At 41.8% G+C, this 15,025-nt stretch carries 16 protein-coding genes and 1 riboswitch; of the genes, 6 read left to right on the forward strand and 10 right to left on the reverse strand.

Annotation, left to right across the window (positions count from 1 at the left end; genetic code table 11):
• Positions 1-389, reverse strand: a 389-nt coding sequence (locus tag O3622_RS09010) for a cytidine/deoxycytidylate deaminase family protein (protein ID WP_371607367.1), incomplete at its 3' end; no start/stop codon positions are given.
• A gap of 18 nt (positions 390-407) precedes the next feature.
• Positions 408-965 (reverse strand): TetR/AcrR family transcriptional regulator, encoded by a 558-nt coding sequence (locus O3622_RS09015; protein WP_000003897.1) that lies wholly within the window; start codon positions 963-965, stop codon positions 408-410.
• 124 nt (positions 966-1,089) lie between these two features.
• Here O3622_RS09015 and O3622_RS09020 point away from each other — a divergent pair, with 124 nt between their 5' ends.
• The 3 genes from O3622_RS09020 to O3622_RS09030 are packed head-to-tail and all read left to right on the forward strand — an operon-like array spanning position 1,090 to position 3,643.
• Complete coding sequence (locus O3622_RS09020; protein ID WP_071851368.1) at positions 1,090-1,935, forward strand: DegV family protein; 846 nt, start codon at positions 1,090-1,092, stop codon at positions 1,933-1,935.
• 57 nt (positions 1,936-1,992) lie between these two features.
• Positions 1,993-3,168 (forward strand): NAD(P)/FAD-dependent oxidoreductase, encoded by a 1,176-nt coding sequence (locus tag O3622_RS09025; protein ID WP_109289771.1) that lies wholly within the window; start codon positions 1,993-1,995, stop codon positions 3,166-3,168.
• A 19-nt stretch (positions 3,169-3,187) separates the two neighbouring features.
• On the forward strand, positions 3,188-3,643 hold the full coding sequence (locus O3622_RS09030; RefSeq protein WP_049490320.1) for an 8-oxo-dGTP diphosphatase: 456 nt from the start codon (positions 3,188-3,190) through the stop codon (positions 3,641-3,643).
• Positions 3,644-3,671: 28 nt separating this feature from the next.
• Here the strand turns inward: O3622_RS09030 and O3622_RS09035 are convergent, their stop codons facing one another.
• On the reverse strand, positions 3,672-4,412 hold the full coding sequence (locus O3622_RS09035; protein WP_371607368.1) for a MerR family transcriptional regulator: 741 nt from the start codon (positions 4,410-4,412) through the stop codon (positions 3,672-3,674).
• A 366-nt stretch (positions 4,413-4,778) separates the two neighbouring features.
• Between O3622_RS09035 and O3622_RS09040 the strand changes: the two genes are divergently transcribed.
• Positions 4,779-6,119, forward strand: a complete 1,341-nt coding sequence (locus tag O3622_RS09040; RefSeq protein ID WP_002881319.1) for a sodium-dependent transporter — start codon at positions 4,779-4,781, stop codon at positions 6,117-6,119.
• 39 nt (positions 6,120-6,158) lie between these two features.
• On the opposite strand, the gene manA is transcribed toward O3622_RS09040, so the two are convergent.
• Positions 6,159-7,103: a mannose-6-phosphate isomerase, class I gene (manA, locus tag O3622_RS09045; RefSeq protein ID WP_001294306.1), complete on the reverse strand. Its 945-nt coding sequence runs from the start codon at positions 7,101-7,103 to the stop codon at positions 6,159-6,161.
• A gap of 256 nt (positions 7,104-7,359) precedes the next feature.
• Positions 7,360-7,620 carry a SemiSWEET family transporter gene (locus O3622_RS09050; RefSeq protein WP_001291473.1) on the reverse strand — a complete coding sequence of 87 codons (261 nt, stop codon included), beginning with the start codon at positions 7,618-7,620 and terminating at the stop codon, positions 7,360-7,362.
• A 326-nt stretch (positions 7,621-7,946) separates the two neighbouring features.
• Between O3622_RS09050 and O3622_RS09055 the strand changes: the two genes are divergently transcribed.
• The gene (locus tag O3622_RS09055; RefSeq protein WP_000913393.1) at positions 7,947-8,291 is read left to right on the forward strand and encodes a lipopolysaccharide assembly protein LapA domain-containing protein; all 345 of its coding nucleotides are present in this window, start codon (positions 7,947-7,949) and stop codon (positions 8,289-8,291) included.
• 165 nt (positions 8,292-8,456) lie between these two features.
• Here the strand turns inward: O3622_RS09055 and O3622_RS09060 are convergent, their stop codons facing one another.
• The 5 genes from O3622_RS09060 to O3622_RS09080 all read right to left on the reverse strand — a co-directional run bounded on the left by O3622_RS09060 (position 8,457) and on the right by O3622_RS09080 (position 13,860).
• Positions 8,457-8,804, reverse strand: a complete 348-nt coding sequence (locus O3622_RS09060; RefSeq protein ID WP_001052641.1) for a VOC family protein — start codon at positions 8,802-8,804, stop codon at positions 8,457-8,459.
• A gap of 58 nt (positions 8,805-8,862) precedes the next feature.
• Positions 8,863-10,638 (reverse strand): pyruvate oxidase, encoded by a 1,776-nt coding sequence (gene spxB / locus O3622_RS09065; protein ID WP_000191811.1) that lies wholly within the window; start codon positions 10,636-10,638, stop codon positions 8,863-8,865.
• Positions 10,639-10,850: 212 nt separating this feature from the next.
• Positions 10,851-13,073, reverse strand: coding sequence for a heavy metal translocating P-type ATPase (locus O3622_RS09070; RefSeq protein WP_371607369.1), 2,223 nt, complete (start codon positions 13,071-13,073; stop codon positions 10,851-10,853).
• A 9-nt stretch (positions 13,074-13,082) separates the two neighbouring features.
• The gene (locus tag O3622_RS09075; RefSeq protein ID WP_000935056.1) at positions 13,083-13,454 is read right to left on the reverse strand and encodes a cupredoxin domain-containing protein; all 372 of its coding nucleotides are present in this window, start codon (positions 13,452-13,454) and stop codon (positions 13,083-13,085) included.
• A 10-nt stretch (positions 13,455-13,464) separates the two neighbouring features.
• A complete protein-coding gene (locus tag O3622_RS09080) occupies positions 13,465-13,860 on the reverse strand; it encodes a CopY/TcrY family copper transport repressor (protein WP_371607382.1) in 396 nt (131 codons plus the stop codon).
• A 183-nt stretch (positions 13,861-14,043) separates the two neighbouring features.
• Positions 14,044-14,142, forward strand: a riboswitch (TPP riboswitch).
• Between the two features lie 84 nt (positions 14,143-14,226).
• On the opposite strand from O3622_RS09080, the gene thiD reads away from it, so the two are divergent.
• Positions 14,227-15,018 carry a bifunctional hydroxymethylpyrimidine kinase/phosphomethylpyrimidine kinase gene (gene thiD / locus O3622_RS09085; protein WP_084936936.1) on the forward strand — a complete coding sequence of 264 codons (792 nt, stop codon included), beginning with the start codon at positions 14,227-14,229 and terminating at the stop codon, positions 15,016-15,018.
• Positions 15,019-15,025: the final 7 nt, after the last annotated feature.

Here is a 15,025-nt window from a genome sequence, read left to right on the forward strand (position 1 = left end):
TAAAGGTACTGGGCATAGTCATCCATTCGGTACTGGTTGATATAAACCACGCGCTTGCAACCAACTTGAAGCAGTTGTTTGGTGCAGTTCAGACAAGGGAAATGGGTCACATAGGCTGTAAATCCTCTGGGAACCCCTCGCTCAGCCCCTTGGAGAATAGCATTAACCTCGGCGTGAAGGGTTCGAACACAGTGACCTTCAATGACCAGACATTCGTGGTCAATACAGTGCTCCGTTCCTGATACGGAACCATTATAGCCAGTTGAAATGACTTTATTGTCTTTGACTAAGACAGCTCCCACCTTGGCACGTTTGCAGGTCGAACGATTGGCAATCAGTAAAGCCTGGGCTGCAAAGTACTCATCCCAAGCCAGTCTTTTTTCTGTCATAAGTCTTCTCCTTATCCCCTATTTTTTGAAAAATGGCAAGCGTAAATCTGCAATCTTTTCAGCTGGAACCTTCATGCCATCCTTGATCCATTTGAGCAGAACCGATACGATGGCAGAACTCCAAAAGGAATGAAGGTAGCTACTAACGCCTTTTGATTTTCCGTGATATTTTTCTAGAAATTCCTGCATGGCTTGGACAAAAATCTTTTCCAAATGGTAGTCCAGAGCAAGTTGAATAACCTTGGCTTCTTTCTTGGCTGCGCGGAAAAGGTGTACCCAGACTAGATAAAGATCGGTTTTGACATCGTAGTGGCTCAACTGTTCCATAATATTATGGACACTGCGTTTAAAAACACTTTCCAAAATCTCTTCTTTGGAGTCATAGTTACGATAGAAGGCAGCACGAGAGACGCCCGCCCGTTTGACCAGCTCCGAAATACTGATCTTGGCCAAGTCTTTTTTCTCTAGAAGTTGCAAAAGAGCCGTCTCGATTGCTTCTCTGGTTAAAAAATTGGATTCTTGATTTGATTTTCTGAGATTTTCAAGAGATTTTTCAGATATTTTACGTTCAGACATAACAATTTCTTTCTACTTGTGACAACAGAGAGGTGGTACTTTTGTTTCAAGGGCTTTCATGATATAATTGTAAAAAAAGACAGAACCTTTGTCAATGTATAAGTGACAAAGATGGAGAATTTCTATGACTTGGAAGATTGTAGCTGACTCTGGTTGTGATTATCGTCAACTGGCAACTCCTGCTATTGATACGGAATTTGTTAGTGTTCCTTTAACCATTCAAGTAGCTGATCAGGTCTTTATCGATGATGCCAATCTTAACATTGACCACATGATGGAAACAATGTATGCGACTTCTGAGGCTTCAAAATCAGCTTGTCCTAGCCCTGATGATTACTTGCGTGCATTTGAAGGTGCTAAGCATATCTTTGTCGTTACTATCACTGGTACTCTTTCAGGTAGCCATAATAGTGCACAACTCGCTAAGAATATCCACCTTGAAGAACATCCTGACACTCAGATTCATGTGATCGATACATTGTCTGCAGGTGGTGAGGTTGACTTGATTGTCGATAAAATCAATAGTTTGATTGATCAAGGACTTTCTTATGAGGAAATTGTTAAAGCTATTACAGCCTACCAAGAAAAAACGAAGTTGCTCTTTGTCCTCGCTAAGGTCGATAACTTGGTAAAAAATGGCCGTTTGAGTAAGCTTATCGGTACAGTTGTTGGCCTTCTCAACATCCGTATGGTTGGGGAAGCAAGTGAAACTGGAACCCTAGAACTACTCCAAAAAGCGCGTGGACCAAAAAAATCCCTTCAAGCAGCCTATGAAGAACTCATCAAGGCTGGCTACGCTGGTGGTCGAATTGTCATGGCTCATCGCAGTAATGAAAAATTCTGTCAGCAATTGTCAGAACGCTTGCTAGAAACCTTCCCGCAAGCGGATATCAAAATCATCCCGACGTCTGGTCTCTGCAGTTTCTATGCAGAAGATGGCGGTTTGTTGATGGGATATGAAATTAACTAAGATTATGAGCAACAAGAGATGCCAAGCATCTCTTGTTTTTTGTGGTACAATAGAGCTATGAAACATTTTGATACTATTGTCATCGGTGGTGGACCTGCTGGCATGATGGCTACAATTTCCAGTAGCTTTTATGGTCAAAAAACTCTTCTCATCGAAAAAAATCGAAAACTTGGCAAAAAATTAGCTGGAACGGGCGGTGGTCGTTGTAATGTGACCAACAATGGTAGCTTGGACGACCTACTAGCTGGCATCCCGGGAAATGGGCGTTTTCTTTACAGTGTCTTCTCCCAGTTTGATAACCATGATATCATCAACTTTTTTACGGAAAATGGTGTTAAACTCAAGGTCGAAGACCATGGACGCGTCTTTCCTGCTAGTGACAAGTCTCGGACTATTATCGAGGCGCTAGAAAAGAAAATCACTGAACTCGGTGGTCAAGTTGCTACTCAAACGGAGATTGTTTCGGTTAAAAAGATAGACGACCAGTTTGTCCTCAAGTCCGCAGACCAAACCTTCACTTGTGATAAACTCATTGTCACAACAGGTGGTAAGTCTTATCCTTCGACTGGTTCTACTGGTTTTGGCCACGAGATTGCCCGTCATTTTAAACACTCCATTACTGAGCTTGAAGCTGCTGAGAGCCCATTGTTGACTGATTTTCCACACAAAGCGCTTCAGGGGATTTCACTAGATGATGTGACCTTGAGCTATGGCAAGCATGTCATCACTCACGATCTGCTCTTTACCCACTTTGGTTTGTCGGGTCCTGCTGCTCTGCGTATGTCTAGCTTTGTCAAGGGTGGAGAGGTTCTCTCGCTCGATGTTTTGCCTCAACTTTCTGAGAGCGACTTGGTGGCATTTCTAGAAGAAAATCGGGAAAAATCCTTGAAAAATGCTTTAAAAACTTTACTTCCAGAACGCTTGGCAGAATTTCTTGTGCAAGGCTATCCTGAAAAAGTCAAACAGCTGACTGAAAAAGAACGAGACCAACTTATCCAGTCTATCAAGTCCCTCAAAATCCCTGTGACTGGCAAAATGTCATTGGCTAAGTCCTTTGTCACCAAAGGAGGCGTCAGTCTTAAGGAAATCAACCCTAAAACCCTGGAAAGCAAGCTCGTTCCTGGCCTCCACTTTGCTGGCGAGGTACTAGATATCAATGCCCATACGGGTGGCTTTAACATTACTTCTGCCCTCTGCACCGGATGGGTAGCAGGAAGTCTACATTATGATTAAATATCAAAGGTTGTAAAAAATGAATAGAAGAGAATCAGTTGAATTTGTCAACATGTGCTTGATTAAAAATGGGGACAAGGTTCTGGTCCAAGACAGAGTTAGCCCTGACTGGCCAGGCATTACTTTTCCTGGTGGTCATGTTGAACGTGGCGAATCCTTTGTCGATGCTGTCATTCGTGAAGTGAAAGAAGAAACTGGTCTGACCATTTCCAAACCCCAACTCTGTGGTATCAAAAACTGGTACGATGACAAGGATTATCGTTATGTCGTCCTTTTTTACAAGACAGAATACTTTACTGGTGAACTCCAGTCTTCAGACGAAGGGAAAGTTTGGTGGGAGGATTTTGACAATCTGTCTCATCTAAAACTTGCTACTGATGATATGTCTGATATGCTTCGTGTTTTTTTAGAAGAGAATCTCAGTGAATTCTTTTACTACAAAGACGGTGACGACTGGCTTTATGACTTGAAGTAAAAAATAGGCTAGGAAATTCCTAGCCTATTTATTCTGCATTTGTCTGGACGTAAGCCGATATGACATCTGATGTGTACTGGGCTGTTCCAGGTCCAAATTTGTCAATGTTTTCCTTAAACTCTGGGTTGTAGACGTAGCCTTTACCGATATGACCGAATACTTCAACGGAGCAGTCAAATCCATAAGTACGAATAGCTTGCAATAGTTTGGCTGCTTGCTCTTGGTTTTCGGCCGCTGTTGCAAGCAGACCAGCTTGAAGGTTTTGAGCCAAAACTTGAAAAACTTGGTTAAAGGCAGCCGTAGCCTCATCTTCGTGACCTTTCTGGCGTTCAAGCGCTTGGTCCATAACTTCTTGACCATATTTCTCTACCGCTTCTTGGTGGTATTTTTGATTGTCTTGATAGCTAAATCCAGTGAATTTTTCCTCAATGGTCATTTTTCTTTCTCCTTTTTGTTCTTGAATGGTTTTTTGCAAGGTGGAAATCAAGGTATCCAGATGTTGCCTTTCTCGAGTTAGATAGTCCAACTGCCTAGTCAAATGAGGCAATAAATCTTTCCTTTCTTCCTTTAACAGCTCTGCTATTTTTTCTAAAGAAAAGCCTAGATATTTGTAATACAGAATGACCTGAAGTCGTTCCAAATCCTCTTGACTATAGGTTCGATAGCCGTTTTCCGACTTTAAGGGAACCAAGAGCCCTATCTTATCGTAGTGGTGCAGAGTCTTGACAGAGACACCTGAAAGCTGCGCAGCTTCTTTTATATGGTACATGATTTCCTCCTTATACTCAATGAAAATCAAAGAGCAAACTAGGAAGCTAGCCGCAGGTTGCTCAAAGTACAGCTTTGAGGTTGCAGATAAAGCTGACGTGGTTTGAAGAGATTTTCGAAGAGTATTACATTGATAGTATAACCCCTCCCCTTAGGTCAGAGTCAAGCGTTTTTGCGAAAAATTTTTAACTTTTTGAGAAAGGTGTGAAAACTTGAAAATGGTTTTCTTGACAGACCTTAGAAAACATGATAGGATAGTCAAGTCTATCAATCAAACAGAAAGCTCATAAAAAGCCATTGAGAGAAGGCTATTTGACAACTCAAGTAGCCTTTTCTTATTTTAAAAAACAAGATTGGAGTTTCAACTATGTCAGAAAAATCGCAATGGGGCTCGAAACTAGGCTTTATCCTAGCATCTGCTGGTTCAGCCATCGGACTTGGAGCCGTTTGGAAATTTCCCTACATGACTGCCGCTAATGGCGGGGGAGGCTTTTTACTGGTCTTTCTCATTTCCACTATTTTAATCGGTTTCCCGCTCCTGCTGGCTGAGTTTGCCCTTGGCCGTAGCGCTGGCGTTTCCGCTATCAAAACCTTTGGAAAACTTGGTAACAATAACAAGTACAACTTTATCGGTTGGATTGGTGCCTTTGCCCTCTTTATCCTCCTCTCCTTTTACAGTGTTATCGGAGGATGGATTTTAGTCTATCTAGGTATTGAGTTTGGAAAATTGTTCCAGCTTGGCGGTACGGGTGATTATGCTCAGTTATTTACTTCAATCATTTCAAATCCAGCCATTGCCCTAGGAGCTCAAGCAGCCTTTATCTTATTGAATATCTTTATTGTATCACGTGGGGTTCAAAAAGGGATTGAAAGAGCTTCGAAAGTCATGATGCCCCTGCTCTTTATCATCTTTGTTGTGATTATTGGACGCTCTCTCAGCTTACCAAATGCCATGGAAGGCGTTCTCTACTTCCTCAAACCAGACTTCTCAAAACTAACTAGCGCTGGTCTCCTTTATGCTCTGGGACAATCTTTCTTTGCCCTCTCACTAGGGGTTACAGCCATGCTGACCTATGCATCCTACTTGGACAAGAAAACCAATCTGGTCCAGTCAGGGATTTCCATCGTAGCCATGAATATCTCAGTATCCATCATGGCTGGTCTAGCCATTTTTCCAGCCATGTCAGCCTTCAATATTCAGTCAGAAGGGGGACCAAGCCTGCTCTTTATCGTCTTGCCTCAACTCTTTGACAAGATGCCTTTTGGAACCATTTTCTACATTCTTTTCCTCTTGCTCTTCCTCTTTGCGACGGTTACTTCCTCTGTCGTGATGCTGGAAATCAATGTGGGCAATATCACCAACCAGGACAACCGCAAGCGTGCCAAGTGGAGCACTATTTTAGGGATCTTGACCTTTATCTTTGGAATTCCTTCAGCTCTATCCCATGGGGTCATGGCGAATGTTCACATTTTTGGGAAGACCTTCTTTGACGCTATGGACTTCTTGGTTTCCAATCTCCTCATGCCATTTGGAGCCCTCTGCCTTTCACTTTTTACAGGCTATATCTTTAAAAAGGCTCTTGCTAAGGAGGAACTCCATCTCGATGAAAGAACATGGGAACAAGGACTTTTCCAAGTTTGGCTTTTCCTTCTTCGTTTTATCATTCCAATCATCATCATCGTGGTCTTTATCGCCCAATTTATGTAATCAAAAAGGACTTGAGTAGTAAACTCAGGCCCTTTCTTTTTATGGATGGCTAACAATCAATTCCAAACCTTGCCCTTCCAAGGTCCAAGCTTCAACATCACTTGGTAGGATAAAGTGGCTCCCTTTTTGGATTGGATAGTTTTTCCCGTCAACAGTTAGTTGACCTTGACCAGCCAAGACACTCAACAAGCTGTAGTCAGCTGTCTTTTCAAAGTTAACTTTTCCAGTAATTTCCCATTTGTAAACTGCGAAGAAATCATTGGATACAAGGAGAGTGGAACGTAGATCATCTGCTTTGACAGTGACAGGTCGGCTATTGGCAGGTTCTCCAATGTTTAAAACATCGATGGATTTTTCAAGATGAAGTTCACGCAAGTTGCCCTTGTCATCCTTGCGGTCAAAGTCATAGACACGGTAGGTAGTGTCACTAGACTGCTGGGTTTCAAGAATCAAGATACCTGCACCGATAGCGTGCATGGTACCACTTGGCACATAGAAGAAATCTCCAGCCTTAACTGGCACTTTTGTCAGTAAGGCATCCCAGTTCTTGTCCTCAATTTGCTGGCGGAGTTCTTCTTTTGACTTGGCATTGTGACCATAGATAATCTCTGATCCCTCATCCGCTGCGATGATATACCAGCATTCTGTTTTTCCAAGTTCGCCTTCGTGTTCTAGTCCATAGGCATCGTCTGGGTGAACTTGGACGCTAAGCCAGTCGTTGGCATCGAGAATTTTAGTTAAGAGAGGAAATACTGGTTCTGGACGGTTGCCAAACAACTCACGGTGTTCCGCATACAAAGTAGCAAGGTCTGTTCCCTCGTAGCGTCCATTGGCTACCTTAGAAACTCCATTTGGGTGGGCTGAGATAGCCCAGTATTCCCCGATTTTTTCACTTGGAATGTCGTAACCAAACTCATCACGTAGCTTGGTCCCACCCCAGATTTTTTCTTGCATAACTGATTGTAAAAATAATGGTTCTGACATGTCGATCTCCTGTCTGATTTTTCTCCCCTCATTATAGCAAAAAAAGAGTTCGAATTGAACTCTTTTTTCTATTTTATAAAGTAGGGAGAAGATTTTGTAAAAATAGTAACGAAACAATCTCTTACTTGATGGAGGAACCCCTAAAGCAGCAATCAGAAAGCTCGCTGTCAACGGCTATTCTCCTCAACTCTCATTAGACTTTCTTTACTTGAGAATCTATTTTTATGTACAAAAAAGACTGAAACCAGTCTTCTTTTTAAATCAAAGCTGTGATAGCCGTTACTAGGCCAAAAACGATACCTGGTGCATTAGCAGCCGCAAGTGGAATATCTCTTTCTTTCTTGAAAAGACCGTAGTAAACCCAGAGACTACAGTTGATGGCTGCAACCAAGGGCTGGATAAAGTTCCCTTTTTGACCAGCCAGGTTGTTCATAATTTGTGGGAAGTAAGACACATACATCATAACAGACATAAAGGTCGCTACCCAACCTAAAATTTTCATTTGTTTTTCAGACATTTTCAAAACCTCTTTCATTTTTACTGAATCTTATTTTAAAATATTCTTTCAAAACAATCAAGTCTTTAAAACTTTTGTTATAAAGATATAAACTATCACAATCTTGTTATAAGAAAGAGGGAACAGAAAAAAGACCGAATTGCTCCGTTCTGTTTACTCAATCAAATATTAGAAAATGAATACTCCTTTTCAATGAATCGATTGATTGATGGTAAATAAGCCGTTAGAAATTATTGACAGTATCGAAATTTTCTAGTAAAATGAATTTTGTTAATACCTAAATGGTGTGTAGTTTTCTATCAACATAGTCAGGAGAAAAGGAACTTATGCTAAAAAAATTTAATGAATTGTCACTGAAAGATAAGGCTTATCTAATTGGCGGTTTGAGCTTATTAGTCATTGTGATCTCATTTGGTCTACTCAATCGTCAAACAGTAACTGTCAGTCTTGTCTTTACACAACTATCTGCTCCCTTGATTTTGGTGATTTTTACTTGTCTAGTAATCGGGATCATTGCTGGTAGTGCTATTGGTATTAGCTATCACCATAACAAGACTCAAGATCTGAGAAGCCGCATTGCTGAAGCAGAAGCGACTATCAATATAAAAGACAGGGAGCTTGTCCAGTACGAGGAACAGGTGCAACAATTAAAACAGGAAGCCAAACAATAAGTGTAGAAATCATAACCACCCGTGAAAACGGGTGGTTTTTTGTCTCGCACCTAACGGAGCGAGACGGACTGAAAGTCGCATAAATACAAAAAAGATCGAATTGCTCCGATCTTTTTAAGTTTCACTCCAAGAATGTTTAGATAAAAAATTTGATAATAGAATTACCTACTTCATACGATAAAAATCAATCACTAGACCAGCAGGCCCTTTAACTAATAAGGACTCTGTTCCCCAATCCGTTTCACAAAGACCGTGTAAAATCTCGACACCGATCTCTTTTAACCGTTGGTAATTCTGATTTAGATCCTCAATCTCAATATGAAGAATGATTCCTGACTGAAAATCTTCCAAAGGAATCAAATGATTTTGGGACAACATCAGACAGTGACTGCCAATCGTAAACTGAGCAAAACTGTCATCAACATAATCGGACTTTTTATCCAAAATACGCTCCAAGTCAGCACAGACTTGTGGAACATCTGAAACGATAATATCTAATTGATTTAAATTCATTTACTATACTCCATAAAAAGACCGGATTGCTCCGATCTTTTTAAGTTCCACGAAGGAATTATTTAATTGCGCGTGATTGCAAACCTTCTTCTTCCAAGAAGAGACGGAATGGTACGAGTTCTTCTGCTTCGTATTTTTCCTTGAAGGCTTTGATTGCTTCTTCTGAGTGAAGTTTTGGATCCAATTCAAGTACTTCTACTGGAAGTGGACGGTGTTCAGTGATGCGAGCATCGATAACAACAGTTTTACCTTCTTTGCTCAATTTAACAGCTTCTGCAACAACTGCATCGATGTCTTCGATACGGTCAACTGTAAATCCAACAGCTCCTTGAGCTTCAGCGATTTTCGCATAGTCAGCATTAGGGAAGTCACAACCAAACAAGTGTTTGTTTGTGTCTTCGTATTTGTCCTTGATGAAGGCATATTTACCATTTGAGAAGACAACGTTGATAACTGGAAGGTCGTATTGAACGTTTGTGATAACGTCTGGGTAGCACATGTTGAATGCACCGTCACCCATGATGTTCCATACTTGGCGATCTGGATTGTCTTTCTTAGCAGCAATACCACCAGGAAGGGCAATACCCATTGTCGCAAAGAGTGGAGATGTACGCCACATGTTCTTAGGTGTCATGTGAAGGTGACGAGTAGATGTTTGAGTAGTGTCACCTACGTCGATTGAGTAGATAGCGTCTTGATCAGCATGTTTGTTGATTGCATTGTAAACTTGGTACAATTGCAATTCACCCTCAGTTTTACCTTCGAGTTTGTTCATGTAATCACGCCAGTTTTGGTTGTTCTTCACGTTTGCACGCCACCATGGAGTTGATTCAACTGGGTTCACTTTGTCAAGGATTGCTTTCGCTGCTTGACCTGCATCACCAAGAATAGAAGCATCAAGGGCATGTCGTTTACCAAGTTTGTAAGGGTCGATATCGACTTGGATGAATTTTTCAGTGTTCTTGAAGGCTTCGTAAACTTCAGCAAATGGGAAGTTTGAACCAAGGAAAAGAACTGTGTCTGCTTCAAAGACCACTTCGTTGGCTGGTTTCCAACCAACACGGTAAGCAGAACCTGTCAAACCTTCGTAGTTCCATTCGAACGCTTCGAAGTTTTTACCAGTTGTGATGATTGGCGCTTTGATTTTACGTGACAATTCAGTGATTACTTCACCAGCTTTAACACCACCGTAACCAGCGTAGATAACTGGACGTTCAGCGTTGTTCAAAATTTCAACAGCTTTGTCGATTTCAACTTCGTTCAAAGCAGGAGCGATGAATGAACGCTCGTATGAACCTGAACCGTAGTATGAGTTTTCGTCGATTTCTTGGAAACCAAAGTTTACTGGAATTTCAACGACAGCTGGACCTTTTTTAGAAACGGCAGCACGGCAAGCTTCGTCAATCACTTTTGGCAATTGCTCTGCGTAAGCTACACGTTTGTTGTAAACAGCGATACCGTTGTACATTGGGTTTTGGTTCAATTCTTGGAAGGCATCCATGTTCAATTCGTTAACTGGACGTGATCCAAGGATAGCAAGGAATGGAGTGTTATCCATAGCTGCATCGTAAACACCATTGATCAAGTGAGTTGCACCAGGTCCACCTGAACCAACTGCAACACCGATAGATCCGCCAAATTTAGCCTGCATAACCGCTGCAAGAGCACCTGTTTCTTCGTGGCGAACTTGCAAGAAACGGATATCTTTGTCTTCAGCCAAAGCGTCCATAAGTGAGCTGAGTGTTCCTGATGGGATACCGTAGATAGTGTCTACACCCCATGTTTTCAATACGTTGAGCATTGCTGCAGATGCAGTAATTTTCCCTTGAGTCATAATGATAACTCTCCTTCAAATATTTTTAAAACTTGATAAATCCGTTTTCATATACTAATTGGAAACGTTTCAGCAAATTTTTACTCTACTACTTTACCACATTTGTTTTTGGTCTCCTAAGAATGTGCTCAGAAGTTTTTATTCTCTATTACAGTACAGTTTGAAAACGTTTTATACAACTGTTTTATAATAAAAAGCGAGCAAGCTCGCTTTTAGTCTATTTTACTAAAGTTTAGCATGAGTGAACTGGTTAAAACAGATACAGAACTAAAAGCCATGGCTAGACCAGCCAGTTCTGGATTGAGAACGAGACCAATTCCTGAAAAGACTCCTGCTGCAATCGGAATTCCGGCGACATTGTAGATAAAGGCCCAGAAAAGATTGAGCAGAATTCGATTAAAGGTTTTCTTACTCATATCAAGGGCACGAACAACTCCTAAGAGGTTATTAGTTGTCAACACCAAATCTGCTGACTCGATGGCAATATCTGTTCCAGCTCCCATAGCAATTCCCACATCCGCTACACTGAGGGCAGGAGCGTCATTGATACCATCACCAACAAAGGCTACTTTTCCAGCTGATTGTAGTTTATGGATTTCATGTGCTTTTTCTTCTGGCAATACACCTGCAATGACCTCTTCAATGCCAATCTGATCTGCAATGGCACGCGCCACACCAGCATTATCCCCTGTCAGCATGACTGTTTTAAGACCTCGTTTTTTCAACTGACTGATGGCAAGTTTAGCATTTTCCTTAGGAATATCTTGTAGTGCAAGCAAGCCTTTGATTTCATTGTCAACAGCCAAGAACACAACTGTCTTAGCTTCTTTTTCCAGTTCTTCAAGTTTTTCCTGATAAGCATTAGAAATATCCATGCCATCTAGCATTTTAGCATTTCCAAGTAAGACTTGTTTCCCATTGATTTGCCCTGAGACACCTTTTCCGTGCAAGGCTTGGAAATTTTCAACAGTTTGAATCTCAAGTCCAGCTTCACTCGCTCGCTTGACAATGGCCTCAGCCAGTGGGTGTTGGGAAGCTTCTTCCAAGGAGGCTGCCAATCCAAGCACTTCTACTTCGTCGCCGATAATATCTGTTACCACAGGTTTCCCTTCTGTCAAAGTCCCTGTTTTATCAAAGACGAGAGTTTGGACTTTCTGGATTTCCTGTAAGACTGTTCCATTTTTTAGGAGAACCCCCATCTTGGCACTGCGACCTGTCCCCACCATAAGGGCCGTTGGTGTTGCAAGTCCCAAGGCACAAGGGCAGGCGATAATCAACACTGCCACCCCATAAAGGAGAGAGGTCACAAAGCTAGCCTCAAGCAAGACAAACCAAACCCAAAAAGTCAGAATCGCTAAAATGACAACTGCAGGAACAAAAATCCCTGAAATTTTATCCGTCAAATCCTGAATCGGTGCACGGCTGGTTTGAGCTTTCTTCACAAAGTCCACAATCTGTGCCAAGACAGTCTCTGAACCAACTTTTTCTGCTTTAAAAATAAGAGTGCCACTATTATTGATGGTAGAGCCAATCACAGTATCTCCAACTGTTTTGTCTACTGGCAGACTCTCACCTGTCACCATGGATTCGTCAATACTGGAGACGCCTTCGACTACAACACCATCAACCGCAATCTTTTCACCGGGACGCACTCGAATCAGGTCACCTACCTTGACTTGTTCCAAAGGAACTTGAACATAGCGATCATCACGCAAGACTTCTGCTGTTTTAGCTTGCAAATCAAGTAATTTCTCCACAGCTTGGGAAGTGTTTTTTCGCATTTTCTCCTCAAAAACTGCCCCTAAAAGAACGAAGAAGAGGATAAAGGCAGCACTTTCAAAGTAAACAGGGAGCCCAGCAAAGAGAGCAACCAGACTATAAAGATAGGCTACCAGAGTTCCCAGTGCCACTAAGGTATCCATGTTGGCATTGTGTTTTTTAAAGCTGGCCCAAGCACTCTGAATATAAGGACCACCTGCTACCAGCATAATAGGCGTTGTGGCTAAAAAGGTGCCCCAATGCATGACTGGATGACTAATAGTCCCTGTCAACATCCCGATCATGAGGAAAACAAGAGGCAGGGTAAAGATACTAGTAATCCAAAAACGCTGTAAAAGGGATAGAGATTTTCGCGTCTTCTCAACTACGGTATAGCTCCCCTTTTGCATCTTCATGCCACATGAAAATTCATGTTGACCTAATTCTTGAGGTGTAAAACGAATTGTCTTCTCCTCGTCTACACCGATTGGTTCTAGAATCCCTTCTTCTTCAAAAAGAATTTCCTTATAACAGTTTGAAGGGGTGGCACGATGAAAGGTAATCTCAGCGGGAATCCCTTTTTGAAGCTGAATGTGGGCTGGATGATAGCCTTTTTCAGCTCGGATACGGATTTTTTGAATGCCATTTTCTAGGCTTGCTTTCACAATTTCTGTCATAGTCTCCTCCTACTCTACAATCATCTTGCCGTGCATCATGTTCATACCACATGCAAAGCCAAACTCTCCAGTCTGCTCAGGTGTGATTTCCACTACATACTCTTCACCCATAGGCAAGTCCGCATGCACACCAAAATCTGGAAAGACGATCTGATCTAGACAGGGTGAAGGGTCCTTGCGGTCAAAGACAATGCGGGCTGGCACTGATTTTTTAAGAATAATCAACTCAGGCGTATAGCCCCCCATGACTTCCACTCGGATCTCTTGGTAACCCTTTTTTTGCTGGGCCTTTTGTCCAGATTTTTCAGGCTTTTTGAAAAACCAAAACAAGATAAACGCGATAAGGGCAATACAAATAATGGTTACAATACTATTTAACATGACGTCTCCTTTACATACAATTACATCTTACTTCTGTTACAACGCTTGATTTCTTCTTAGAAATCACAGCTTCTAAGTCTTCCAAGTCAGCCTGAGTGAAATCACATTCCACAATCAAATCAGCCAACAAGTTCTTAATCCTACGGGAACAAACCTTGTCCTTGATATCTTGGACAAGTAAATCCCGACTTTGGTCCAAAGTTAAAAGGGCTGAATAGACAAAGAACTTGCCTTCTTTTTTCCTTGTCAGACACTCTTTCTCAACCAAACGAGCCAAAAGAGTTTGAATGGTCGACTTGGACCAGTCGAACCGCTCCGCCAGAACCCTGATTAAATCCGTACTGGTCTGCTCTCCTTGCATCCAAATAATCTTCATGACCTGCCATTCTGCATCTGAAATCTGCATCATCACACCTCCTAAATCTACATTTGTCGATTACAGTTATTAGTATACTCTCAAAATCTACATTTGTCAACTATAATTTTTATTATTTTTTCGAAAAATAGAATTCTAATCCTGTAACGAGAGATTTGCAGTCAAATTTCACTATATAAACTATAAAAATATGCTATACTGAAGAAAAAAGAAAACAACCACTAGGGGTGCGTAAAGCTGAGATTAACGACTGTTAGATCCCTTTGACTCAATCTAGGTAATGCTAGCTGATGGAAGTGGAAATGATGATGAGGACTATCTGGTCTTCTATTTCCTTCCTAAAACAGACTTGCTTGTTCTTAAGAATACAAACTTCAGTTGGTTGGGAGGTTTTAGATGACTTATTTACCCGTTGCTCTGACCATTGCTGGGACAGACCCCAGTGGCGGTGCTGGCATTATGGCTGACTTAAAGTCGTTCCAAGCGAGAGATGTCTATGGAATGGCAGTTGTGACCAGTCTTGTCGCTCAAAATACAAGAGGCGTTCAATTAATCGAGCACGTCTCCAACCAAATGCTGGAAGCTCAATTGGAAAGTGTCTTTTCGGATATCAAGCCTCAGGCTGTAAAAACTGGGATGTTGGCAACTACTGAAATCATGGAGATCATCCAACCCTACCTTAAAAAGCTGGATTGTCCCTATGTGCTGGACCCTGTTATGGTCGCTACAAGTGGGGACACCCTGATAGATACTAGTGCGAGAAGCTACCTAAAAACAAACTTGCTTCCCCTTGCTACCATCATCACCCCCAATCTTCCTGAGGCAGAAGAGATTGTTGGTTTTTCAATCCATGATCCAGAAGACATGCAACGTGCTGGTCGCCTGATTTTAAAAGAATTTGGCCCTCAGTCTGTAGTTATCAAAGGTGGTCATCTTGAAGGTGGTGCCAAGGATTTCCTCTTTACCAAGGAGGAACAATTTGTCTGGGAAAGTCCACGAATTCAAACCTGTCACACCCATGGTACTGGATGTACTTTTGCTGCAGTGATTACGGCTGAACTTGCCAAGGGCAGAAGTCTTTATCAGGCAGTGGATAAGGCCAAGGCCTTTATCACAAAAGCCATCCAAGACGCCCCTCAACTCGGTCATGGTTCTGGTCCAGTCAACCATACAAGTTTTAAAGATTAAGAAAAAC

It is taken from the genome of Streptococcus sp. 27098_8_51 (assembly GCF_041432205.1).
Lineage (GTDB): Bacteria > Bacillota > Bacilli > Lactobacillales > Streptococcaceae > Streptococcus.

What these genes read in the sequence shown, in the direction of transcription:
- O3622_RS09015 (WP_000003897.1), bottom strand. Translation starts at nt 965, where the DNA reads ATGTCTGAACGTAAAATATCTGAAAAATCTCTTGAAAATCTCAGAAAA.
- O3622_RS09020 (WP_071851368.1), top strand. Translation starts at nt 1,090, where the DNA reads ATGACTTGGAAGATTGTAGCTGACTCTGGTTGTGATTATCGTCAACTG.
- O3622_RS09025 (WP_109289771.1), top strand. Translation starts at nt 1,993, where the DNA reads ATGAAACATTTTGATACTATTGTCATCGGTGGTGGACCTGCTGGCATG.
- O3622_RS09030 (WP_049490320.1), top strand. Translation starts at nt 3,188, where the DNA reads ATGAATAGAAGAGAATCAGTTGAATTTGTCAACATGTGCTTGATTAAA.
- O3622_RS09035 (WP_371607368.1), bottom strand. Translation starts at nt 4,412, where the DNA reads ATGTACCATATAAAAGAAGCTGCGCAGCTTTCAGGTGTCTCTGTCAAG.
- O3622_RS09040 (WP_002881319.1), top strand. Translation starts at nt 4,779, where the DNA reads ATGTCAGAAAAATCGCAATGGGGCTCGAAACTAGGCTTTATCCTAGCA.
- manA (WP_001294306.1), bottom strand. Translation starts at nt 7,103, where the DNA reads ATGTCAGAACCATTATTTTTACAATCAGTTATGCAAGAAAAAATCTGG.
- O3622_RS09050 (WP_001291473.1), bottom strand. Translation starts at nt 7,620, where the DNA reads ATGTCTGAAAAACAAATGAAAATTTTAGGTTGGGTAGCGACCTTTATG.
- O3622_RS09055 (WP_000913393.1), top strand. Translation starts at nt 7,947, where the DNA reads ATGCTAAAAAAATTTAATGAATTGTCACTGAAAGATAAGGCTTATCTA.
- O3622_RS09060 (WP_001052641.1), bottom strand. Translation starts at nt 8,804, where the DNA reads ATGAATTTAAATCAATTAGATATTATCGTTTCAGATGTTCCACAAGTC.
- spxB (WP_000191811.1), bottom strand. Translation starts at nt 10,638, where the DNA reads ATGACTCAAGGGAAAATTACTGCATCTGCAGCAATGCTCAACGTATTG.
- O3622_RS09070 (WP_371607369.1), bottom strand. Translation starts at nt 13,073, where the DNA reads ATGACAGAAATTGTGAAAGCAAGCCTAGAAAATGGCATTCAAAAAATC.
- O3622_RS09075 (WP_000935056.1), bottom strand. Translation starts at nt 13,454, where the DNA reads ATGTTAAATAGTATTGTAACCATTATTTGTATTGCCCTTATCGCGTTT.
- O3622_RS09080 (WP_371607382.1), bottom strand. Translation starts at nt 13,860, where the DNA reads ATGCAGATTTCAGATGCAGAATGGCAGGTCATGAAGATTATTTGGATG.
- thiD (WP_084936936.1), top strand. Translation starts at nt 14,227, where the DNA reads ATGACTTATTTACCCGTTGCTCTGACCATTGCTGGGACAGACCCCAGT.